This window comes from Corynebacterium sp. H128 (genome assembly GCF_037482625.1).
Classification (GTDB): Bacteria; Actinomycetota; Actinomycetes; order Mycobacteriales; family Mycobacteriaceae; genus Corynebacterium.
In genome coordinates this window covers 240,487-261,939 of sequence record NZ_JBBHKW010000002.1, presented here as the reverse complement: position 1 = coordinate 261,939, position 21,453 = coordinate 240,487, and the positions used below count along the sequence as shown (strand labels likewise).

General features: G+C 58.0%; 19 protein-coding genes. 11 read left to right on the top strand and 8 right to left on the bottom strand.

The window, feature by feature from the left end:
* Positions 1-51: 51 nt before the first annotated feature.
* The 4 genes from WG915_RS03165 to WG915_RS03150 form a co-directional block, all read right to left on the bottom strand.
* The gene (locus tag WG915_RS03165; RefSeq protein WP_339563907.1) at positions 52-651 is read right to left on the bottom strand and encodes a DedA family protein; all 600 of its coding nucleotides are present in this window, start codon (positions 649-651) and stop codon (positions 52-54) included.
* A 133-nt stretch (positions 652-784) separates the two neighbouring features.
* Positions 785-1,213 (bottom strand): hypothetical protein, encoded by a 429-nt coding sequence (locus WG915_RS03160; protein WP_339563906.1) that lies wholly within the window; start codon positions 1,211-1,213, stop codon positions 785-787.
* A 93-nt stretch (positions 1,214-1,306) separates the two neighbouring features.
* Positions 1,307-2,941, bottom strand: a complete 1,635-nt coding sequence (gene pgi / locus WG915_RS03155) for a glucose-6-phosphate isomerase (RefSeq protein ID WP_339563905.1) — start codon at positions 2,939-2,941, stop codon at positions 1,307-1,309.
* Positions 2,942-3,014: 73 nt separating this feature from the next.
* Positions 3,015-3,311 (bottom strand): chorismate mutase, encoded by a 297-nt coding sequence (locus WG915_RS03150; RefSeq protein ID WP_339563904.1) that lies wholly within the window; start codon positions 3,309-3,311, stop codon positions 3,015-3,017.
* Between the two features lie 61 nt (positions 3,312-3,372).
* On the opposite strand from WG915_RS03150, the gene WG915_RS03145 reads away from it, so the two are divergent.
* Entirely contained in the window at positions 3,373-5,805 is a 2,433-nt protein-coding gene (locus WG915_RS03145; RefSeq protein WP_339563903.1) for a UvrD-helicase domain-containing protein, read from the top strand.
* 196 nt (positions 5,806-6,001) lie between these two features.
* Here the strand turns inward: WG915_RS03145 and WG915_RS03140 are convergent, their stop codons facing one another.
* Positions 6,002-6,727 (bottom strand): M23 family metallopeptidase, encoded by a 726-nt coding sequence (locus WG915_RS03140; protein ID WP_339563902.1) that lies wholly within the window; start codon positions 6,725-6,727, stop codon positions 6,002-6,004.
* A gap of 465 nt (positions 6,728-7,192) precedes the next feature.
* On the opposite strand from WG915_RS03140, the gene WG915_RS03135 reads away from it, so the two are divergent.
* From WG915_RS03135 to purH, 3 genes are read left to right on the top strand one after another with little or no spacing between them, the layout of a single operon-like run.
* Positions 7,193-8,497 (top strand): cell division protein PerM, encoded by a 1,305-nt coding sequence (locus WG915_RS03135; protein ID WP_339563901.1) that lies wholly within the window; start codon positions 7,193-7,195, stop codon positions 8,495-8,497.
* The gene (purN, locus tag WG915_RS03130; RefSeq protein WP_339563900.1) at positions 8,487-9,056 is read left to right on the top strand and encodes a phosphoribosylglycinamide formyltransferase; all 570 of its coding nucleotides are present in this window, start codon (positions 8,487-8,489) and stop codon (positions 9,054-9,056) included. The genes WG915_RS03135 and purN overlap by 11 nt, the downstream gene beginning before the upstream one ends.
* Positions 9,057-9,102: 46 nt before the next feature.
* Positions 9,103-10,635, top strand: a complete 1,533-nt coding sequence (gene purH / locus WG915_RS03125; protein ID WP_339563899.1) for a bifunctional phosphoribosylaminoimidazolecarboxamide formyltransferase/IMP cyclohydrolase — start codon at positions 9,103-9,105, stop codon at positions 10,633-10,635.
* 45 nt (positions 10,636-10,680) lie between these two features.
* Here purH and WG915_RS03120 read toward each other — a convergent pair whose 3' ends face one another.
* The 3 genes from WG915_RS03120 to WG915_RS03110 all read right to left on the bottom strand — a co-directional run bounded on the left by WG915_RS03120 (position 10,681) and on the right by WG915_RS03110 (position 13,373).
* Positions 10,681-11,139, bottom strand: a complete 459-nt coding sequence (locus tag WG915_RS03120) for an RDD family protein (RefSeq protein ID WP_339563898.1) — start codon at positions 11,137-11,139, stop codon at positions 10,681-10,683.
* Between the two features lie 227 nt (positions 11,140-11,366).
* Complete coding sequence (locus WG915_RS03115) at positions 11,367-11,624, bottom strand: hypothetical protein (RefSeq protein ID WP_339563897.1); 258 nt, start codon at positions 11,622-11,624, stop codon at positions 11,367-11,369.
* A gap of 120 nt (positions 11,625-11,744) precedes the next feature.
* Entirely contained in the window at positions 11,745-13,373 is a 1,629-nt protein-coding gene (locus WG915_RS03110; protein ID WP_339563896.1) for an FAD-dependent oxidoreductase, read from the bottom strand.
* Positions 13,374-13,710: 337 nt separating this feature from the next.
* Between WG915_RS03110 and WG915_RS03105 the strand changes: the two genes are divergently transcribed.
* From WG915_RS03105 to WG915_RS03075, 7 genes are all read left to right on the top strand, one after another.
* Positions 13,711-14,550, top strand: coding sequence for an HpcH/HpaI aldolase/citrate lyase family protein (locus WG915_RS03105; protein ID WP_339563895.1), 840 nt, complete (start codon positions 13,711-13,713; stop codon positions 14,548-14,550).
* Positions 14,537-15,142, top strand: coding sequence for a TetR/AcrR family transcriptional regulator (locus tag WG915_RS03100; RefSeq protein WP_339563894.1), 606 nt, complete (start codon positions 14,537-14,539; stop codon positions 15,140-15,142). Before WG915_RS03105 ends, WG915_RS03100 begins: the two co-directional genes overlap by 14 nt.
* 188 nt (positions 15,143-15,330) lie before the next feature.
* Positions 15,331-16,905 (top strand): carboxyl transferase domain-containing protein, encoded by a 1,575-nt coding sequence (locus WG915_RS03095; protein ID WP_339563893.1) that lies wholly within the window; start codon positions 15,331-15,333, stop codon positions 16,903-16,905.
* A 10-nt stretch (positions 16,906-16,915) separates the two neighbouring features.
* Positions 16,916-18,934: an ATP-binding protein gene (locus WG915_RS03090; protein WP_339563892.1), complete on the top strand. Its 2,019-nt coding sequence runs from the start codon at positions 16,916-16,918 to the stop codon at positions 18,932-18,934.
* A gap of 28 nt (positions 18,935-18,962) precedes the next feature.
* Entirely contained in the window at positions 18,963-20,120 is a 1,158-nt protein-coding gene (locus WG915_RS03085; RefSeq protein WP_339563891.1) for an acyl-CoA dehydrogenase family protein, read from the top strand.
* A 2-nt stretch (positions 20,121-20,122) separates the two neighbouring features.
* Complete coding sequence (locus tag WG915_RS03080; RefSeq protein WP_339563890.1) at positions 20,123-20,605, top strand: MaoC family dehydratase; 483 nt, start codon at positions 20,123-20,125, stop codon at positions 20,603-20,605.
* Complete coding sequence (locus WG915_RS03075) at positions 20,602-21,426, top strand: HpcH/HpaI aldolase/citrate lyase family protein (protein WP_339563889.1); 825 nt, start codon at positions 20,602-20,604, stop codon at positions 21,424-21,426. Before WG915_RS03080 ends, WG915_RS03075 begins: the two co-directional genes overlap by 4 nt.
* Positions 21,427-21,453 lie beyond the last annotated feature (27 nt).

Sequence of the window (21,453 nt, the reverse complement as noted above, 5' to 3'; positions counted from 1 at the left end):
GCAGCGCGTTCAGTCTTCCCGCCGCGGTCGGCGTGCGTGACGGCCCAGCCGCTAGGCTTTGTTTTCCGCCGCGCGCTTTGATTTGAGGTCGCGACGAATCAGATGCACCAGCAGCCATACGAGCACAACGGCGACGATGGCGTACACCACGCTGGAGTACTTGTCGATGACATCAGCGACGACGGTGTAGCGGTCTCCAAGCCAGAAGCCCAAGGCTACGAGGATCGCGTTCCAAATGGCCGAACCGATCGTGGTGTACAGACCGAACATGAACAGATTCATGCGGTCAATACCTGCCGGAATGGAAATCAGGGAACGAATGCCTGGAATCAATCGACCGAAAAAGATGGACCAAGGGCCATACTTGTCAAACCATTCCAGAGATTTGTCCACGTCTTCCCGAGTGGTCAGCCACATCCAGTCCGCGATCTTGCGTAGTCTCTCAGCACCAATAGCAGCGCCCACACCGTACAGGATGTAGGCGCCGACGACGGAACCGATGGTTGCGAAGACAAATGCCAGGTAGACATTCATCTTTCCTTGCGCAGCTGTAAAGCCGGCCAGCGGCAAAACAACTTCGGATGGGATTGGAGGAAAGAGATTCTCCAGCAGAATTGCGATGCCTACGCCGGGGGCACCGAGCGTGGCCATGAGGGAAACTACCCAGTCAACAATGGAAGAAAAAATTGCTCTAGTCCTTTGTGCAGTTCGATCAGAAAACGCTGGTCAAAGCTAAAGCGTATCATCCACGGGGCTGGGGATGAGGTTGACCACGCAGGGATTGCTACCCCTTGATACGAGGGCTGTTGAGAATAGCAAGCTCAAAAACGGCGTCGAAACGCGCATTGATCTGCTTGCGGAGCATCGCGAGCTTTTGGCGTTGCTCGCGCCCATGCAGCGACCTAGAAATCTGGATGCCGCGCTTAAAGGTCTCGCATTCCTGCAGCACCGTTTCACGATCCTTAAGGGGCAGGCGCTGGCCTTGTTCACTGTGAACCAACTCCGCCATAGCATCGAGTTTGGCTTCGAGGTCATCAAAGGGATCCCGCGTTTTCGCGGCTGCCAGAATTCGATTCGCTGCGTCCCCACCGGCGTGAACCAGGCGGTTCGCAACGTCCTTGACTTTGTCGTTTGCGGCGGCATCAGCCAAAACCTTCACCACCTCGGCCGCGATTTGAGCATTGCTTTGAATGCTTCTTCTCTTTTCGGCCATGAGCTACCTTCCGTTAGCTTGCTCGGGATAACCCGCCAGCTGGAGCCATCTTCGAAAATCAAGCATCCAACTGGCGGCTGACTCGCGTGGTGCCTACTTCTGGGATCGGTACCAGCCGATCAAGCTGTCAGTGGAGGAGTCTCCGGAGTCAGCCTTTGCCTCGCCAGTCACGGCGGGGAGCAGATCGCCGGCCTGCTTTTTGCCAAGCTCAACTCCCCACTGGTCGAAGGAGTTTATGTCCCAGATAACGCCCTGCACAAAGGTGATGTGTTCGTAGAGCGCGATGAGTGCGCCGAGCACAGCCGGGGTGAGCTCTGGTGCAAGGATTGTGGTGGTAGGGCGGTTGCCAGGCATGACCTTGTGGTTCACCAACTCTGCGGGGACGCCTTCGGCAGCGATCTCGGCAGCGTCCTTACCAAAGGCGAGCACCTTGGTCTGTGCGAAGAAGTTGGACATGAGTAGGTCATGCATGGAGCCTTCGCCGGAAGCGGTTGGCAGGTCTTCCTTCGGGCGGGCAAAGCCGATGAAGTCTGCTGGGATCATCCGGGTGCCCTGGTGAATCAACTGGAAGAAAGCGTGCTGGCCATTGGTGCCGGGCTCGCCCCAGTAGATCTCCCCGGTGCCGGTGGTGACCGCGGTGCCGTCTCGACGGACCGACTTGCCGTTGGACTCCATAGTGAGCTGCTGTAGATAAGCAGGGAAGCGGGCCAGATCTTGGGAATAAGGCAACACTGCGTGGGTGTCGGCGCCGTAGAAGTTGGAGTACCAGATGCCGAGCAGAGCCATGAGCACTGGGACGTTCTTCTCAAATGGGGTGGTGCGGAAGTGCTCGTCCATCGCATGGAAGCCTTCCAGGAAACGCATGAAGTCCATCGGACCGATGACAGCCATGAGAGATAAGCCGATGGCGGAATCTACGGAGTAGCGACCTCCTACCCAATCCCAGAAACCGAACATGTTCTTGGTATCGATGCCAAATTCTGCGACTTTTTCAGCGTTAGTGGAAACCGCCACGAAGTGCTTCGCGATGGCAGACTCGTCGCCTTCGAAAGCTTCCAGCAGCCAGCGCTTGGCGGCGTGAGCGTTTGCCAGCGTCTCTTGGGTGGTGAAGGTCTTGGATGCGATGACGAAGAGGGTGGAGCCTGGGTCGAGGACCTCCAGGGTGGCCACCATGTCAGCTGGGTCAACGTTGGAGACGAACATGGCGTCGATGCCGGCGACTGCGTAGTGACGCAGTGCCTTCGTTGCCATGGCTGGGCCGAGATCAGAGCCACCGATGCCGATGTTAACGATGGTCTTGATGGTGTGGCCGGTGTGTCCGAGCCATTCGCCGGAACGCAGGTCGTGGGCGAAGTCGCGCATCCGACCGAGGATCTCGTGGACATCTGCTGCCACGTCTTGGCCGTCGACCTCCAGAGAGTCTTCCACCGGCATACGCAGTGCAGTGTGTAGCACCGCGCGATCCTCGGTGTTGTTGATGTGCGCGCCCTTGAACATGTCCGCGGTGCGCTCTTTCAGCTTGACGGCCTCTGCGACTGCTACCAGGCGATTGATGACATCCTGGTCGATCAGGTTCTTGGACAGGTCGACGCGCAGGCCTGCGGCATCGAAAGTGAGCTTTTCAGCGCGAGATGGGTCGGCAGCGAAGAGGTCGCGCAGGCTGGAATTCTTGAAGGCTGCGTGCTGCGTGGCCAGTTCGTTCCACGAGGTGGTGCTAGTGATATCCATGGCGGTTGTGCTCCCAAATTGTCGCGGGTAAGTAACTTCCCTCCACAGTAGTTGGGGTTTGAGCTTCCCGCTTTTAACCCAGTTTTCCGCGCCCCATTCGGAGCAAGATTGCGGCTAGAGCTGGGCCTTCTTCGCCGATTTCCTCACGGAAGCGATTGATAATTGCTACTTCGCGGGTGTGGACGAGTCGTGTACCGCCAGCGCCCATTCTGGTGCGGCCGATAGCCTTGGATACTTCAGTTCGGCGTTTCACAGCATCGAGGATTACATTGTCCAGACGGTTTATTTCCTCCCGGCATTTTTGGATCTCCGCGTCTGAAAGGGGATCATCGGTGCCGGAAGGCATCCGGATTTCAAAGTCTTCGCTCATAGCTTTCTATTCTGCCACGTCACAGTCGGTGTCCGGGCCTAGCAGTAGGCTGTAGAGCATTATGAACAATAGCTTTGGACAATCCCATCCGTTTGGTGCGCGTCGGCCGTCGATAAGCGGCGCAGATGCGTTCGGTTCTACTTCGGATCTGCTGGAGGGGCTCAATCCCGAACAGCGCGCAGCGGTCGAACACCGTGGGGTGCCGCTGCTGATCGTTGCTGGCGCTGGTTCCGGTAAGACTGCTGTGCTGACGCGTCGCATTGCCTATCTGCTGCAACACGGGGTGCATCCAGGTCAGATTCTGGCGATCACCTTCACCAACAAAGCGGCCGCTGAGATGAGAGAGCGCGTGATGGGGCTAGTCGGCCCGGCTGCGGAACGAATGTGGGTTTCCACCTTCCACTCGACGTGTGTGCGAATTCTGCGGCAGCAGGCGGGGCTTGTCGACGGCCTGAACACCAACTTCACGATCTATGACAGCGACGATTCGAAGCGTCTGCTCACGATGATTGCTAAGGACATGGAACTAGACGCAAAGCGATTCAGTGCGCGCGGACTGGCGACGTCAATTTCTAACCACAAGAACGAGCTCCTCACTCCAGCAGAGGCGCTGGAGCAAGCAGGGGGAGAGCCCTATGCGATGACCGTAGCCCGGGTATACACCGAGTACCAGCGGCGACTTCGCAGCTCAAATGCGGTGGACTTTGATGACCTGATTGGCGAGGTAGTCGGTGTATTCAAGCGGCATCCAGAGGTGGCGGAGCACTATCGGCGTCGCTTCCGACATGTACTGATCGACGAGTATCAGGACACCAACCACGCTCAATACGTCCTGGTAGCGACGCTAGTGGGACGCCCTTCATCCGAACCGCATGCGGTCCCGCCGGCAGAGTTGGCAGTGGTCGGTGACGCAGATCAGTCCATTTACGCTTTCCGTGGCGCGACGATTCGCAACATTGAGGAATTTGAAAAGGACTACCCCGAAGCGCGCACTATCGTGTTGGAGCAGAACTACCGCTCCACCCAGACGATTCTGTCTGCTGCAAATGCGGTCATTGCACAGAACGAGAATCGCCGGGAGAAGAAGCTGTGGACGGCGTTGGGTTCTGGCGAGCCCATCGTCGGCTACGTGGCCGATAACGAGCACGATGAAGCACGATTTGTGGCCACAGAAATAGACCGGCTTGTCGATGGCGGCCTGAACTTTGGCGATATCGCAGTTATGTACCGCACGAATAACTCCTCGCGTGCACTGGAAGACGTGTTCATGCGCACGGGTATCCCGTACAAGGTGGTGGGTGGTACACGCTTCTACGAGCGCAAAGAAATCCGTGACATTGTCGCCTACTTGCGTGTACTTGAGAACCCTGATGACACCGTCTCGTTGCGGCGGATCATTAACACTCCACGACGCGGCATCGGTGACAGGGCGATTGCCTTCATTGGTCTGCATGCGGAGCAGCACAGCATTCCGTTTTCGCAGGCGTTGGCAGACGCGGCTGCTGGGGAAGTCAACCTGCTTGGTGGGCGAGGCCGGAACGCAGTGGCCAAATTTAACGACATGATGGCTGAACTGCGCAGTTCAGCGCTTGCCGACGTCGATGAGACTACCGGGTTGCCCAACATCGGCAATGTTGTTTCGGCAGTTTTAGACGTGACCGGATACAAGGCAGAGCTCGAAGTGTCCAATGATCCGCAGGATGGTGCGCGACTCGACAACCTTAACGAGCTAGTTTCCATTGCCCGCGAGTTCTCCTCCGAGGCCGCCAACGTTGTGGCCTTCGCTGAAGAAGAAGGCGTGGAACCTGCGGAAGGCGAGCCGGATCCCGGTTCGTTGCAAGCCTTCCTAGAACGGGTCTCTCTGGTCGCCGATGCGGATCAGATCCCGGATGGTGAACAAGGCGTGGTCACCCTCATGACGCTGCATACAGCGAAGGGGCTCGAGTTTCCGGTCGTATTTGTCACTGGTTGGGAAGACGGCCAGTTTCCGCACCTGCGGGCGCTGGGGGATCCGAAGGAACTCGCGGAGGAACGACGACTTGCATACGTTGGCATCACTCGCGCCCGGAAGCGTCTGTACCTCTCGCGTGCGATGCTGCGAAGCTCCTGGGGCAATCCGTTGACGAATCCTGCATCGCGGTTCTTAGCGGAAATCCCCACCGATCTCATTGACTGGAAGCGTACCGAGCCGGAGCGAGGCTTCGGCGGCTCGTCCTGGGGTTCCTCGGGGTCCTACTCGGGTGGCTCTGACTGGGGCGGCCAGAGCTATCGGACGCCGCCAAGCAGGTCGACGATTCCGGCAGCGCCGAAGCGCTCGCTCAACAACAATCTCCAGCTTGCAGTCGGAGATCGCGTCAACCATGAGAAGTACGGCTTAGGAAAGGTACTTTCGGTGGATGGCTCTGGGCCTCGCGCAACTGTGATGATCGATTTCGGGTCTGCTGGGAAGGTGCGACTCATGCTGATCGGCGGAGTGCCGATGGAGAAGCTGTAGGGCGTTGCGGTATTAGCTCACGCACGACCATGATTTCAGGATCATGATTGTCAGCGTTGTGCTGCGTTGCGGAAAGCAGAAATTGCGATGTTACTCGCACAATCATGATCCTGAAATCATGGTCGTGCTGGGGTTCCTAAAAACACAATGGCCTCCTGCAATTGCAGGAGGCCTAGGCGTCTTTTAGACAGAAGTTTTAGGAAATGTTCACACCGCGGGCTGCGAACCAAGGGATTGGATCCACTGGGGTCTTGCCGTCTGGGTGAATTTCGAAGTGCAGGTGGGAACCGGTGGAGAAGCCGCGGCTGCCCATGCCGGCAATCTTCTGGCCAGCGGTAACATGCTGTCCAGCGGTGACATCGAGGGTCTCCATGTGGCCGTAGATGGAGATAGAGCCGTCTTCATGCTGGATGCGAATCCAGTTTCCGTAGCCGGAGGCTGGGCCAGCTTCGAGGACGGTGCCGTCCATTGCAGCAACGATTGGAGTGCCGATGGAGTTAGCAATGTCGATGCCGTTGTGCGTGGTTCCCCAGCGTGCGCCGAAGCCAGAGGTGAATGCGCCTTCAGCTGGGCGAACTACCTGTGGTGCGCGGGCGGCGAGGTCAGCGGCAATGCGCTCCTGGCTGTACTGGATCGCTTTGTTGACCTGCTCATCAAGGTTCGCCAATGGCTTGAACTCGGCGATTGCGAGGATCTGCGGCGTCGCATTGGTAAAAGCAGCGTTGGTGTCTGCAGCGAGCTCGATAGCAGGCTGGGACTGGGCTTCAGTATGAGTAGCTTCTGCTACTGCAACTCCACCGGCACCTGCAGTGGAAACTGCGCCTGTGGCGACTGCGACAAGAGCGACGCGTCCTTTGGTCGTAGGCGAAACGCTTTGCTTGCGGTGGCGTCCGACGCCGTTCCGCGTTGCGCGCTGTTGCATGTAGCCTTCTTCCATCGTTACTCACAAAATCATTTTGTGACCGTCTTGTTACCTAACGAGAGATTACGATAGCGCTTCGTTACATTCGAGGCAAGCGCATTCGAAGAATTTCTAACAAAACCTTCTTCTGAGATTGAAAAAGTCTAAAGGTGCTGTTGAGGGTTCTAAATGAGGGACTCTCAAGTGGGGTGATAGGTCACACTACGCGTTTGGATACAAGCGCAATTTTTCCTTAGTTCAGACGTGCCTTTCCGCGCTTGCTAGGTTTTGCGTGGCACAGTGGTTGTGATGAGTAAAAACACAAGCCCACAGGCCCGCCCGGACCGAAAGTATCGCAGCCGAAGCCGGTCTTTAATTCGAAGCGCCGTGCAGCAGCGGGCACGGGCGACGCCGGTTCAACCGCGCGAGCGGCACAGTAATAGGGACCGGCTGCGGGAATTTCTTCCGCTCATCTTGATTGCTAATGTGATCATCGTCTCATTAGTGGTTGTGATGGCAATTGCGGCGATTTTGGTCTCCAGCTCCAGCTTTGTCGCTCTTCCTGCCACGGTTGCTCAGCTGTGGTTGGTGGCTAATGCTGCGCCGGTGGCTAGCAAAGGTACAGAGCTCGGTTATGTGCCGTTGCTGCCCGCTTGTTTCTTGATCGCCGTTATTGCCTGGCGGGTATATGCAGTGGTTAAAGACAAGGTCTCTCTTGCTGACCTTTATGTGCTGGCGGGTTGCGTGCTGGGCGTTCCTTTTTTGCTCACGCTCACGGCGTCGGCAATGCTTCTCGACGCCGGATCGGTCTATCCAGTTGCGGTGGCCTCCGTGCCAGGAATGCTGGGGCGGACTGTGCTTGTGCACCTCCTCGCTTTGCTGATCGGGATGGGGCCTCGGCTGTGGCGCGCACTGGAGCGTCGCTATGCGCCTGATGCGGACCTATTCGATACCGCAGTTCTCGCGCTCAAATATTGGGCCGGCTTGTTAGTTGCTGCGGGTCTGATCTTCCTCGCGTTGCTTGTTGCGCATTGGTCGACTGCGGCGGATTTGTATCGCAGTATGTCGCAGCCTGGCGCAGCGCTTGGGCTCAGCGGACTGAGCTTGCTGTATCTGCCGAATGTTCTCCTCGGCGTTGTTTTCGTTCTCACGGGCGGTGAGTTCACGCTCGGCGAGGGGGCACTAAGTCTATTTGGCGCTTACCTCGTGCCACTGCCACCTTTGCCGATACTCGCGGCAATCCCGGGGCATGTATGGCCCTATGCATGGGCACTACTTGTGCTGCCACTCTTCATTGCCGCATTTGTGTCCTATCGGCACCTGCGGTCTGCGCGTCGACCGTTTCGGACTGTGGGTTTGGCAGGCTTGTGGTCGGCAGGAATTTCTCTGATTGCTTGGATTTTTGCCTCCGGCACACTCGGCGGCTATGGGTTCATCGGTCCGGTGTGGTGGATGGCATTGTTGTCGGTTCCGCTGTGGCTGTGGGGGGCTGGCGCGCTCATCGCTGGCGTCGGATGGCTGCTGGACAGTCGGATGCCGGAGCTTGCCGACGACGACCTAAACGCTGCCACGGTAGTAGCGGACGATGCTGAGGAGTCCTCTGAAAGTGAGGCTGCCGATGATTCTGAACAAGACGCCGTGGCCGATATGCACTTGACCAGAGTCGTACCGGATGACGCGCCTTCCGAGGCTGAGGCTGCGGTAGAAGAGGTCGGAGATGACCCCGCGGTTGAAGCTGAAACAGAGACAGAACTGCAAGCCGAGGAGAAAGCGCAACCTGATGAAACATAAGAGCGTAGTGGTGCTGGCTTCTGGTACGGGGAGCTTGCTGGAATCGATCATCCGCAGTAGTGGTGATGGCTATGAGGTTGTCGGGGTAGTGGTTGATCGAGACTGCCGCGCAACAACTGTTGCTTCTGATGAAGGTGTTGCAGTTGAGGCTGTTATATATAAGGAATACTCCAATCGCGAAGATTGGGATCAAGCGCTGACGGCAGCGGTCGCGAAATTCGACGCTGACTTGATCGTGTCCGCGGGTTTCATGCGCATCCTCGGTTCGGCTTTCCTGTGCAGATTTGAAGGCTCAGTAATCAATACCCATCCTGCTTTGCTGCCATCTTTCAAGGGAGCACATGCTGTGCGTGACGCTTTAGAGTACGGCGTCAAAATCACTGGTTCCACCGTGCATTTGGTGGACGCCGGCGTCGATACGGGGCGGATCATTGCGCAGGTTGCGGTCCCTGTCGAACCAGGGGACACAGAGGGGAGTTTGCATGAGCGCATCAAGGTAGCCGAACGCGATCTCATAGTGCGCGTGCTGAATTCGTCTAATCCATGTGAAGCGCAATAGTATCGATATCAATCGGAAAATTTCCATTGAAAGGGTTGCTTTTTACATGAGCGAAGACCGTAAGGACATCAAGCGCGCCCTCGTCAGCGTCTATGACAAGACCGGACTCGAGGATTTGGCACGAGCACTGAACGAGGCGGGCGTGGAAATCGTGTCCACCGGCTCCACCGCGGCGAAGATCGCAGATCTCGGCATCCCGGTAACCCCCGTTGAGCAGCTCACCGGCTTCCCAGAGTGTCTGGAAGGCCGCGTGAAGACCCTGCATCCTCGTGTGCATGCTGGCATCCTCGCGGATACCCGCAAAGAGGATCATCTCAACCAGCTCCATGACCTAGGCATTGACGCATTCCAGCTCGTGGTGGTCAATCTGTACCCATTCCGCGAGACCGTGGCATCCGGTGCTGGCTTCGATGACTGTGTTGAGCAGATCGACATCGGAGGCCCTTCGATGGTTCGCGCTGCGGCCAAGAACCACCCATCCGTGTCCATCGTGGTAGACCCAGCTCGGTACGGCGACGTTATCGAGGCTCTGGGAGCCGGTGGTTTCACCCTGCAGCAGCGCCGCGAACTAGCTCGTGACGCGTTTTTGCATACCGCCGACTACGATGCCGCTGTTTCCAGTTGGCTCGTTGGCCAGCTTTCCGACCAGGAAGCAGCCACTTCGTTGCGCTACGGCGAGAACTCTCACCAGTCCGCAACGGTTACCCGCATCGGTACCAAGGGCCTCGCCAACGCCAAGCAGCTGCACGGCAAGGAAATGTCCTACAACAACTACCAAGACGCTGAGGCTGCGTGGCGAGCTGCATGGGACCACAAGCGTCCTTGCGTTGCCATCATCAAGCACGCCAACCCTTGTGGTGTCGCGGTCTCCGAAGAATCCATCGCTGACGCGCATCTCAAGGCACACGCTTGCGATCCAGTTTCCGCTTACGGTGGAGTGATCGCAGTCAACCGCGAGGTTAGCGTGGAGATGGCAAACCAGGTAAAGGACATCTTCACTGAAGTTATCCTTGCGCCTTCCTATGAAGACGGGGCGGTGGAAATCCTGGCCACCAAGAAGAACATTCGTATCCTGGTCGCGGAATATGAGGCACCGACTACCGAGAAAAAGTTCATTTCCGGCGGTATCCTCACCCAGGAGCCAGATCTTTACCAGGCTGAGGGTGATGATCCGGCCAATTGGCAGCTTGTTTCCGGCGCCGCACTTTCGGATGCTGACCTGGCCGAACTCGAGTTCGCATGGCGTTCTGTGCGTGCAGTCAAGTCCAATGCCATCCTGCTTGCTAAGAACAACGCTTCTGTAGGCGTCGGCATGGGGCAGGTCAACCGTGTCGACTCCGCCAAGCTCGCCGTCGAGCGCGCCAACACGCTTGCCGACGGCGAGGAGCGCGCACGCGGTTCCTACGCGGCCTCTGATGCGTTCTTCCCATTTGCAGATGGTCTAGAAGTGTTGCTCAACGCTGGCGTAAAGGCCGTGGTGCAGCCAGGCGGTTCGATCCGTGATGCTGAAGTCATTGAAGCCGCCAACAACGCTGGTGTGACGATGTACCTCACAGGCGTGCGTCACTTCTCGCACTAATAACACCTGGATACTCCGGCGCCAACCGATTTCGGTTGGCGCCGTCTACTTTGCTTGTATCAACCTGGCGCCGGCGAGCCAGTCGAATACGTGACGCTTTTTGGTGGAAACCAACAAGGTCAGTCCGATTAAGAAGTCTAGTTCGCTGGAGTCAGGATCATCCATGTGGGAGATGAACAGGGAATAGCAGAAGGGGATGAAGTACCAGCTGTTGCGTAGCAGCGGTCGCCACCAGCTGTATCGTTCATAGGTGACCATGATGTCGAGGCAAGCGTGGCCGAAGCTCTTGCGCCAAATCCACTCGCACACGAGCTTGTACAGGCCGAAGATCAAGCCAAACAGGCCAACGGGATTCGGCGGATTATTTAGAGAGAACGCCCATTGAATTAGCAGCGCGATGACGACGCAAGCTACCTGAAGGACGCAGTTGTCTAAAAAGTAGGCGAAAATCCTTCGCGTTCGGGAAGCCGGCATGATGGACAATGCCCGAAGTTCGCTATTCATAGGGGCATGGTAACAAACTTTCGAACTGTACTAAGGATTTTCTAATGGCCTCGAACCAGGCATATGTCACTGTCCTGGCTTCTTCAAGACGGTTGTTCCAGCCCAGCCGTCATAGATATGTTGGAATCTCTTGCTGCTGGAAAATGACACGGCACCGACGGCGAACATTATCGTGCCCATTACGCTGCCGACGGTAGGGGCGAAAGAAGCGCACATCATAGGAAGAATCAGCCATTGATTGCGAATGCATGCAGAGAGGAATCGGTTTCGATCTCCGAAATCAATTCGAAGTCCCGATTTCCTAACGTGGTGCCTACTAACGTCTCTGCGCCAATCTTGTACACCGCGAAAATCAGCTCTGAATGATCTACTACCTCTAGGCGCAGCAGCCACGTAGCGATACCGCACAGCGCACCGATAAAGAGGGAATCGAGAATAAGAGATAGAGCTCGCTCAACAAGAGTGGCGGGAACCGCAGTTGACACAGTGCTTCCTAGATCTGCCGGGGGTATTGTTAATGAAACTAGTATGCATGAAAAACTGGCCGGGCTGCTCGTAAATTGTGGAAACGAGCTGCCCGGCCAGTGCGCTGTCCGGGCAGAAAACTAGTCCTGTGAAGCGATACCAGCTTCCCATGTCAGGTAACCGCCGTCGAGGTTGATCGCTTCGATGCCCAGGCCGGCAAGGGTGCGGATTGCAATATGGCCACGCAAGCCAACGCGGCAATGCACTATCACGGGGCCGCCAGCAGCCAATTCGCGTACCTCATCGATGCGATCGCGGAGGTCATCCACCGGGATGTTCACCGCGCCCGGGATCGGCTCGGAAGCATATTCTCCGGGGGTACGCACATCGATGAGCGGAAGCTTGGATGAAGCCAGCTCATGCCACTGGATCGTCTTCTCGCCTGCGACCATGTTGTCATTCACCATGCCGATAAGCGCAACGGGATCCTTCGCCATGCCGAATTGCGGAGCGTAGGCCAGCTCTAGGTCGGCTAGATCAGAAGCCGTTAGGCCACCCGTCATGGCGGTGAGGATGACGTCGATACGCTTATCGACGCCGGCCTCACCCGCAGCTTGGGCGCCCAAAATCGCATCGGTAGCTGGATCGACCAGCAGCTTGATGGTCATTTGCTTCGCGCCCGGATAGTAGCCAGCGTGATTGATCGGGTGGGTATGGATCGCGCGATACTCGCGGCCCGCAGCCTGCAGTCGCTTCTCATTCCAGCCGGTGCCTGCGACTGCGAAGCCGAAAGCGCCGATGATAGAGGTGCCATACACCGGTTTGGTAGCCACCGAACGGCCAGCGATCACGTCGGCGATGACACGGCCATGGCGGTTCGCATTCTGCGCAAGCGGCAGGGGGTTATCGGAGCCATCGAGGAAGTCGCGCTTCATCACGGCGTCTCCTAAGGCGTAGACGTTCGCCACGTTGGTGCGGCCGAATTCATCGACGAGGATGTGCCCGGAGCGTGCCGTCATTATGCCTGCCTCGGCGATAAAGTCAGCATCTGGGCGCACGCCGATAGCTGCGATGACCACATCGGCGGGGAAGTGTTCCTCGCCGGCTGTCACGTCCTTTTCGCCGATGGCGGTGACCATGGCGTTGGTGCGCACGTCAATGCCGCCCGCTTCGAGACGACGCTGCAGTAGGATCGCTATCTCGGGGTCGAAGGGCGCCATGATCTGGGGAGCTGCTTCGATCAAAGTGACGGCCAGGCCACGGTGTTGCAGATTCTCCGCGACCTCAACGCCGATGAAACCGCCACCAATTACAACAGCAGTCTGTATGTCAGGGGAGACCAGGGATTTCAGGTGATCAAGGTCCTCTACGGTGCGCAGGCAGGCGGCACGCTCAATACCCGGGATAGGCGGGATGAACGGCTGCGCGCCGGGTGCGAGAACGAGATTGTCGTAGGGCTCCTCAGTGTCCACTCCCGAGTCGAGGTTGCGCACGACCACGGAGTTTGTGGCGGCATCAATGGACATGACTTCATGCCGCACGCGCACATCGATGTTGAAACGCTCGTGCAATGACTCCGGAGTCTGCAGGAGCAGTGCCTCGCGGTTCTCGATGACACCACCGAGGTGGTATGGCAGGCCACAGTTGGCAAAGGAGACGTAACCGGAGCGTTCAAAGACAGTGATCTCATGGTCTTCGTCGTTACGGCGCAAGCGCGTTGCGGTAGACATGCCACCAGCGACACCGCCGATGATGATGGTGCGTGCCACGTTAGCGACCCCCGAATAGCCGGCCCAGCATCCCGGCAGGTTTAGCAGCACGTGCTTCGGCCGTGGTCTGTGGCTTGCACTGACAGCGATTGGCGGGTGCGATGCCTGCCATCACCTGATCGACATGGTTTCCGCAACCGCTCCAGGTGGTCTTGTTGCACTTGGGGCATTGGACGGCTTGGCACATGAAAAGCTCCTTGACATAACTACTGGATAAGTTCACTTAAAAGAACATGTAACTGAATTTCATTATTCCAGTAATGTGCTACGCGGGGGTAACTGTTTTGTGAGAATCACATATCCTTGGGACATAGATTTCATCATCCAAGGAGTAGTTATGCGTTTCGACCATCTCATTGCGGGGCCAGCCATCCTTTTCGCACCCGCTGGGCGGGCTGAGATTATTCCTAAGGCGGCGGCGAAATCGGACATGGTCATCTTGGATTTGGAAGACGGGGCGGGGGACGTCGATAGGCGCGTGGCCTACCACAACATCCGTGACTGTGGCTTGGACCCGGCGCGCACCATCGTCCGTATCGTAGGGCCGGATTCTCCGCACTTCGCGGCTGACGTAGAGTTTGTGCGAACTACCGATTATCGGCTGGTAATGGTGCCGAAGGTGGGGGCTGAGGTGCCGGCACAGCTGCAGGGCCTGCAGCTCATCGCAATGGTGGAGACTCCGCAGGCTGTCGTTGCGCTGCCACAGTTGGCTGCCCATGAGGACGTGGTTGGGCTTTTCTGGGGTGCGGAAGACCTCACGGTGCTGCTGGGCGGCACTCACTCGCGCCTGCTTGTCGACGAAGGTGCTCCAGAATCGCGCCCCGGACCGTACCGTACACCGATGGCGCTGACTCGATCGCTGATGCACATCCATGCCGCAGCGCACGGCAAGTTTGTTATCGACGCCGTCCACGCCGATTTCCGGGACGAGGAAGGGCTGTATCTGGAAGCGGTTGATGCGGCACGCGCGGGATTTGTGGGTTTCGCTTGCATTCATCCGCAGCAAGTGGAGGTCGTGCGTCGGGCTTTCGCTCCAGATGCGGAACAGCTGGATTGGGCCCAGCGGGTGGTCGCGGAGGCAGAGCGTCATGCGGGCGCATTTAAGTTAGATGGGGAAATGATTGACGCGCCGCTGATTTCCCAGGCGTATCGGGTTGTGGCTCGTGGCAACCGCTAGGGAACAGGCTAAGCAGCGACGACGTGCTGAACTGCTTTCGGCAGCAGCTGTAATTATGGCGGATAAGGGCTTCCATCAGATGCGGCTGAGTGATGTAGGTGCTGCGGTGGGGATATCGGGCCCGGGCGTACTACGTCATTTCTCGAGCAAGGATGAATTGCTGGAGACAGTGCTGGTGGACATTTCGATTCGGCTGGTGGATGGCGCTCGGGAAGCGATTGCGCAGCATCAGGAGTCGGGTTCAGAGGATGCTGGCCAGCTGTTGCGGGCGTTGGTGCAGCGGCACGTGGACTTTGCCACTACCGAGCCGGACATTATTCGGGTGCAAGCGCGGGAGATTCACAACTTAGCGCCAGAGGCGATGACAAAGGTGCGTTCCTTGCAGCTGATGTATCTGCGACTCTGGACTGATGTGCTCCAAGAAACTTGTCCTGACCTTGATCGTTCGACTGCTCGCTTGCGAGTGCAGTTTGCTGCAGGGCTGATCAATTCTGCTCGGCACGTAATCCACTGGGCTGGTCCGGAACTGGTGAGCGAGCAGGCATATGAGATGGCCGTGGAGGCACTCACCGCTGGGGCTGGAGCTGCCTAGGGGGTATTTGCAAGGGGTGAATAAGGGGAATCAACATGGCGCTGGTAGCGCCATTTTTTCTGCCTGTTAACACCAGCAAATTGGTGTGATGCAAAATTAACACAGCAATAAAAGTGTTACGGGTCACACTGTGACGGTAGTCTCGCATTTAAGTTAATCGCCATTAACTGAAATGGGAAGCGAGCCAAATGACTGCACCTAAGAACAACCGTCAACGCCACGAAGAGCTGGTCGCTGAACTGCGCCACTTTGTGCATACCACCGCAGAAGGTGGCTCCGAACGTGCCCGCGAACGCCACGTCAGCCGCGGCAAATTGCTGCCACGCCAGCGTATTCAAGAACTGTTGGACCCCGGCAGCCCATTTCTAGAAGTGGCACCGCTGGCAGCTCATGACATGTATGACGGCAAAGTAGCTGCTGCAGGTGCCGTCGCCGGCGTCGGTTTGGTGCAGGGGCGACGCTGCATGATCGTGGCGAATGACGCCACCGTGTCTGGCGGAACCTACTACCCGATGACGGTTAAGAAGCACTTGCGAGCACAGGAAATCGCTGCGGAGAATCGCCTGCCGTGCATCTACCTCGTCGACTCCGGTGGTGCGATGTTGCTGAACCAGGATGAGGTCTTTCCCGACCGTGAGCACTTCGGCCGGATCTTCTTCAATCAGGCCCGCATGTCCGCCGCTGGTATCCCACAGATCGCAGCCGTCCTCGGTTCGTGTACCGCTGGTGGCGCCTACGTTCCAGCTATGTCCGATGAGGCGGTGATTGTTAAGGAACAGGGCACCATCTTCCTGGCAGGACCGCCACTGGTGAAGGCTGCCACTGGTGAAGACGTCACACCGGAGGACCTGGGCGGCGGTGACTTGCACTCCAAGATCTCTGGCGTCACTGATCATCTCGCATTAGATGATGCGGACGCCTTGCACCGTGTCCGCAAGATTGTGGAGACTTTCCCTCAGGATCGCCAACCAGACTGGGACTTGAGCGAGCCAAAGGATGCAGTCCGCCCACAAACGGATCTTTATGACATCGTGCCAGTCGATGCCAAAGTCCCCTATGACGTCCATGAAGTCATCGAGGTAATAGTCGATGGTGGCCAATACCAGGAATTCAAGTCAGAGTATGGCACCACCCTGGTCACTGTTTTCGCCCGCATCTTTGGGCACCGGGTAGGCATCATCGCCAATAACGGCATCCTCATGGGAGAGTCCGCAGTGAAAGGTGCGCATTTCATTGAGCTTTGCGATCAGCGCGGCATCCCGCTCGTGTTCCTCCAGAACACCACCGGATTCATGGTAGGCCGCGAGTACGAGGCCGGCGGCATCGCAAAGCACGGCGCGAAGATGGTTAACGCCGTCGCCACGGTGCGCGTGCCCAAGTTCACCGTGGTTATTGGTGGCGCGTTCGGCGCCGGCAACTACTCCATGTGTGGTCGCTCCTACAGCCCACGCTTCTTGTGGATGTGGCCCAACGCCCGTATCTCCGTCATGGGTGGCCCACAAGCTGCAATGACCATGTCTACTGTCCGCCGGAACCAAATTGAGCGTGGCGGTGGCACCTGGTCAGCGGAGGAACAAGAGGAGTTTGAAAAGCCTATCCGCGAGAAATTCGAGCGAGAATCCAGCCCCTATTACTCAACGGCTCGCCTCTGGGATGACGGCGTGATCGACCCTGCCGATACTCGCCGTGTTCTCGGCTTGGCATTAGAAACCGCTGCTGGCGCACCACTGACTGACACCTCTTTCGGTGTCTTCCGGATGTAGGAGAAAACGCATGATTGATACAGTTTTGGTTGCAAACCGTGGTGAGATTGCTTGTCGCGTCATCCGGACCCTCAAACAACAAGGTGTCACTGCCGTAGCGGTGTACTCCGACGCTGATGCTGACGCGCCGCATGTGCGCGCAGCGGACGTTGCGATCCACATCGGTCCGTCACCCGCCCGCGAGTCATATCTAGTGATCGACAAGATCATCGATGCAGCCAAGCGCTCTGGCGCGCAGGCGATTCACCCCGGTTATGGGTTCCTCTCCGAGAACGCTGAGTTCGCTCATGCCTGCGCCAACAACGGCATCGTATTTATTGGCCCGCCCGCCAGCGCGATTGAAACGATGGGCGATAAGATCTCAGCCCGCGCGGCTGTGGAGGCGCGTGATGTACCCACTGTCCCAGGTATCTCTCGCCCTGGTTTATCCGATGAGGACATTATTGCTGCGGCTCCTGAGATCGGTTTCCCTGTACTGATTAAGCCTTCTGCAGGTGGCGGCGGTAAGGGCATGCACCGGGTTGAGAAGATCGAAGACCTTCCGGAGGCACTGAAGTCGGCGCGTCGAGAAGCAGGGGGTGCCTTTGGCGATGACACGCTGTTCCTGGAGCACTTCGTGGACACCCCGCGCCACATCGAGGTCCAGATCATGGCTGATACCCACGGCAACGTGATCCACCTCGGTGAGCGCGAGTGCTCTTTGCAGCGCCGTCACCAGAAGGTCATCGAAGAAGCGCCATCGCCGCTTCTCGACGCCGAGACCCGCGAGCGCATCGGCCAGGCAGCCTGCGATGCCGCCCGATCGGTGGGATACCACGGTGCCGGCACCGTCGAGTTCATTGTCCCGGCTGCGCGCCCGGACCAGTTCTTCTTCATGGAGATGAATACGCGACTCCAAGTGGAGCACCCAGTGACGGAAGAAGTCACCGGCCAAGACCTGGTTGCTCTCCAGCTCGCTGTTGCTAGGGGAGACGAACTCCCGGTAAAGCAGGAGGACATCACCCTCACCGGGCATGCCATCGAGGCGCGCATCTACGCCGAAGATCCCGCCCAAGGCTTTCTGCCAACCGGCGGTTCGATTGCTAAGGTCACGATCCCGACTGGTCCTGGGGTCCGGGTAGATAGCGGTATTGCGGACGGCTCCGAAGTCTCTTCCCTGTATGACCCAATGCTGATGAAGGTCATTGTGCATGGTCGGGATCGCGCAGAGGCGCTGCATCGCCTAGACAAAGCGCTCGCAGAGACAAATGTGGCTGGGATTACCGTAAATACCGATTTCTGTCGCTTCCTCATGCAGGTCCCCGCGGTCGTCGCCGGCGATCTTGATACGGGACTGCTTGATAGCGTTAGTGACGAGTACCAGGTGTCCACGGTTTCTGATGGAGCATTGGCGGTTGCTGCGATGATTTGGCTGGCCAAGCGCTGGCCAAGCGGTCCCGCCTCCCCATGGGCGATACCCGATGCCTGGCGCCCCGGTCGCACGGCCGCGCAGCAAATCCGGCTTGCGCACGGCAATGACAGCACTCTAGTCAGCATCACCGGAACCCCTGCCCAGGCGGAAGTCGTGTTGCACGACACCATCGCAGGAACCCCAGAGGATGAGGGGGCCACTCCGAAAACAGTCACTGCTTCCGTGCACGCGGGCGGTAGCGAAGAAGACTGGCGAGTCAGCATCGATGGCACATCTGCTCACTGGCATCTGGTGGACATCCGGGGAGACTACTCACACTTCATCATCTCCGGACCTGGAGGCTCAAGCGAACTGCGTCGCGCCGAAGTAGTCCGGTCCGCTGAAGATGATGTGGATGGGGACCTCAACCTGGTGTCGCCGATGCCGGGCACTGTGATCGCACACGCCGTGGCAAACGGTGCAGCTGTGGCTGCAGGCGATGCGGTGATCATCGTCGAGGCCATGAAGATGGAGCACACGCTGCGCGCCGCAACGGATGGCGTGGTCACGTTCCACGCAGAACCGGGTGAACAAGTGCCGGCCGGTAAGTTGCTCGCCTCCGTAGAACCAACGTCCTAACACCAACTCACAGCAAAGGATTTTCGCCATGACTGATATCAACATCTCCGATTTGCCAGAAGAGTACCGCGAGCTGCAGAGCGTCGTTCGCGAGTTTGCCAATGAAGTGGTCGACCCAGTGGCCTACAAGCACGATCAGGAGCATTCCTTCCCCTACGAAATCGTGGCCCAGATGGGCGAGATGGGACTGTTCGGACTGCCATTTCCTGAAGAGGTCGGTGGCATGGGGGGCGATTACCTCTCCTTCGGCATTGCCCTCGAAGAGCTCGCCCGCGTAGATCAATCCGTTGCCATCACCCTGGAAGCAGGCGTTGGTCTCGGCGCGATGCCCATCTTCCACTTTGGCAATGATTCCCAGAAGCAGCAGTGGCTCCCAGAACTGACTGCTGGTACCAAGCTTGCCGGATTTGGGCTCACCGAGCCCGGCGCAGGTTCCGATGCTGGTGCTACCCGCACGACCGCGCGTGAGGATGGATCCGATTTCATCATCAACGGTTCGAAGCAGTTCATCACCAACTCTGGCACCGATATCACCAGCTTAAACACGGTCACCGCCGTGACAGGTGAACGGGACGGTAAGAAGGAAATTTCCACCATCATCGTTCCCGCCGATACCCCGGGTTTCGTAGCAGAGCCCGCTTACGACAAGGTTGGTTGGAATGCCTCTGACACCCACCCGCTAACCTTCGCCGATTGCCGCGTGCCACAGGAGAACCTGTTGGGGGACCGTGGACGTGGCTTCGCGAACTTCCTTTCCATTCTGGCGGAGGGGCGCGTTGCAATTGCTGCCCTGGCTACCGGCGCCGCCCAGGGGTGTGTTGATGAATCCGTGAAGTACGCCAAGGAGCGCACTTCTATGGGGCGTGCGATCGGCGAATACCAGGCCATCTCATTCAAAATTGCGCGCATGGAGGCCCGTGCTCACACGGCCCGCTTGGCCTGGATGGCCGCTGCTGCACGCATGGCCAAGGGCTTGGACTTCCGCAAGGAGGCTTACATCGCTAAGTTGATTTCCTCCGAGGCAGCGATGGACAACGCGCGGGATGCGACCCAGATTCATGGTGGCTATGGCTTCATGAACGAGTACCGAGTCTCCCGGCACTACCGCGACTCGAAGATCCTGGAAATCGGCGAGGGCACCTCTGAGGTCCAGCTCATGCTGATCGCGCGGGAACTGGGGCTGTAACCATGACAGATATCATTCAGCGTGGGTTGTGGTTCGAAGAGTACGAAGAGGGAGCGCGCTATCTGCATCGGCCGGGCCGTACCGTCACGGAAACCGATGACGTGGTGTTTAGCACCCTCACCATGAACACACAGCCGCTGCACCTTGATGCTCATTGGTCTGCTGCACAACCGGGATTCGATGGTCAGCGCCTTGTCAATTCCATGTGGACCATTTCCACGGTGGTGGGGCTATCCGTTTCGCAGCTGACTCTGGGCACTATCGTCGCCAACCTGGGCTTTAAGGAAGTGAGCTTCCCGAAGCCGATGGTCCACGGCGACACCCTCTACGCGGAGACTGTTTGCCTTTCCAAACGCTTGTCTAAGTCGCGTCCGAGCCAAGGAATCGTGGAACTAGAGCATATCGGACGTAATCAGCATGGGGATATCGTCTGCAAGGCGGTGCGCACCACCTTGGTGCAGTGCCAGCCGGAGGGACAGTCATGAGTGCCTGGACCCCGCTTGGGCCTGCGATCCTGTTCACCCCAGCTGACCGCGAGGATCGCTTTGCTAAGGCCGCTGAGCGTGCCGACATGGTCATCCTCGACCTCGAGGACGGCTGTCAGCCAGGCAATCGGGAGCAGGCACGCGCGGCCATCGAAAGCTGTGATCTTGATCCAGCGAAGGTTATTGTGCGGATCAACCCAGCAAACTCTGCCGATGGAAAGCTGGATCTCCAAGCTGTAGCTCGAAGTGCGTTCCGCCAAGTCATGATCCCTAAAGCGGAAGGGGCGGCCGACGTTTCCGCAGTAACCGCAGTGCTTAACGACGCCCAGCTCATCGCACTCATTGAGACCCCGCTGGGGGTACTGCGGGCGGATGAAGTAGCTGCCTGTGACAGTGTGGTGGCCATGTTCTGGGGCGCCGAAGACCTAGTGGCTGGGCTCTCGGGGACGTCGTCACGGCACGCCGATGGCACTTACCGGGGCGTCGCACAGCATGCGCGCTCGCGCGTGCAATTGGCTGCGGCGGCCTTTGACAAGGCAGCCCTAGACGCCGTGTTTGTTGATATCCCGAACACGGAGGGGCTTAAGGCAGAAGTAGCGGACGCCGCCGCACTGGGCTACGCCGCCACTGTGTGCATTCACCCATCTCAAGTGGATGCCATTCGCGCTGGTTACCAACCTTCAGAGGAACAACTCGACTGGGCTACCCGCCTATTGGCCGAGGCAGAACACAACCAAGGAGCCTTCCGCTTCGACGGCCGCATGGTAGATGAACCTCTCTTCAGACAAGCACAAGCAATTCTCAGCCGAGCAGGGCGTTAATCCTTCAAGAGAAAGTTGACCACCGAT

What these genes read in the sequence shown, in the direction of transcription:
- purN (WP_339563900.1), top strand. Translation starts at nt 8,487, where the DNA reads ATGAAACATAAGAGCGTAGTGGTGCTGGCTTCTGGTACGGGGAGCTTG.
- WG915_RS03120 (WP_339563898.1), bottom strand. Translation starts at nt 11,139, where the DNA reads ATGAATAGCGAACTTCGGGCATTGTCCATCATGCCGGCTTCCCGAACG.
- WG915_RS03095 (WP_339563893.1), top strand. Translation starts at nt 15,331, where the DNA reads ATGACTGCACCTAAGAACAACCGTCAACGCCACGAAGAGCTGGTCGCT.
- WG915_RS03075 (WP_339563889.1), top strand. Translation starts at nt 20,602, where the DNA reads ATGAGTGCCTGGACCCCGCTTGGGCCTGCGATCCTGTTCACCCCAGCT.
- WG915_RS03165 (WP_339563907.1), bottom strand. Translation starts at nt 651, where the DNA reads ATGGCCACGCTCGGTGCCCCCGGCGTAGGCATCGCAATTCTGCTGGAG.
- WG915_RS03140 (WP_339563902.1), bottom strand. Translation starts at nt 6,727, where the DNA reads ATGCAACAGCGCGCAACGCGGAACGGCGTCGGACGCCACCGCAAGCAA.
- purH (WP_339563899.1), top strand. Translation starts at nt 9,103, where the DNA reads ATGAGCGAAGACCGTAAGGACATCAAGCGCGCCCTCGTCAGCGTCTAT.
- WG915_RS03160 (WP_339563906.1), bottom strand. Translation starts at nt 1,213, where the DNA reads ATGGCCGAAAAGAGAAGAAGCATTCAAAGCAATGCTCAAATCGCGGCC.
- pgi (WP_339563905.1), bottom strand. Translation starts at nt 2,941, where the DNA reads ATGGATATCACTAGCACCACCTCGTGGAACGAACTGGCCACGCAGCAC.
- WG915_RS03085 (WP_339563891.1), top strand. Translation starts at nt 18,963, where the DNA reads ATGACTGATATCAACATCTCCGATTTGCCAGAAGAGTACCGCGAGCTG.
- WG915_RS03080 (WP_339563890.1), top strand. Translation starts at nt 20,123, where the DNA reads ATGACAGATATCATTCAGCGTGGGTTGTGGTTCGAAGAGTACGAAGAG.
- WG915_RS03145 (WP_339563903.1), top strand. Translation starts at nt 3,373, where the DNA reads ATGAACAATAGCTTTGGACAATCCCATCCGTTTGGTGCGCGTCGGCCG.
- WG915_RS03105 (WP_339563895.1), top strand. Translation starts at nt 13,711, where the DNA reads ATGCGTTTCGACCATCTCATTGCGGGGCCAGCCATCCTTTTCGCACCC.
- WG915_RS03090 (WP_339563892.1), top strand. Translation starts at nt 16,916, where the DNA reads ATGATTGATACAGTTTTGGTTGCAAACCGTGGTGAGATTGCTTGTCGC.
- WG915_RS03150 (WP_339563904.1), bottom strand. Translation starts at nt 3,311, where the DNA reads ATGAGCGAAGACTTTGAAATCCGGATGCCTTCCGGCACCGATGATCCC.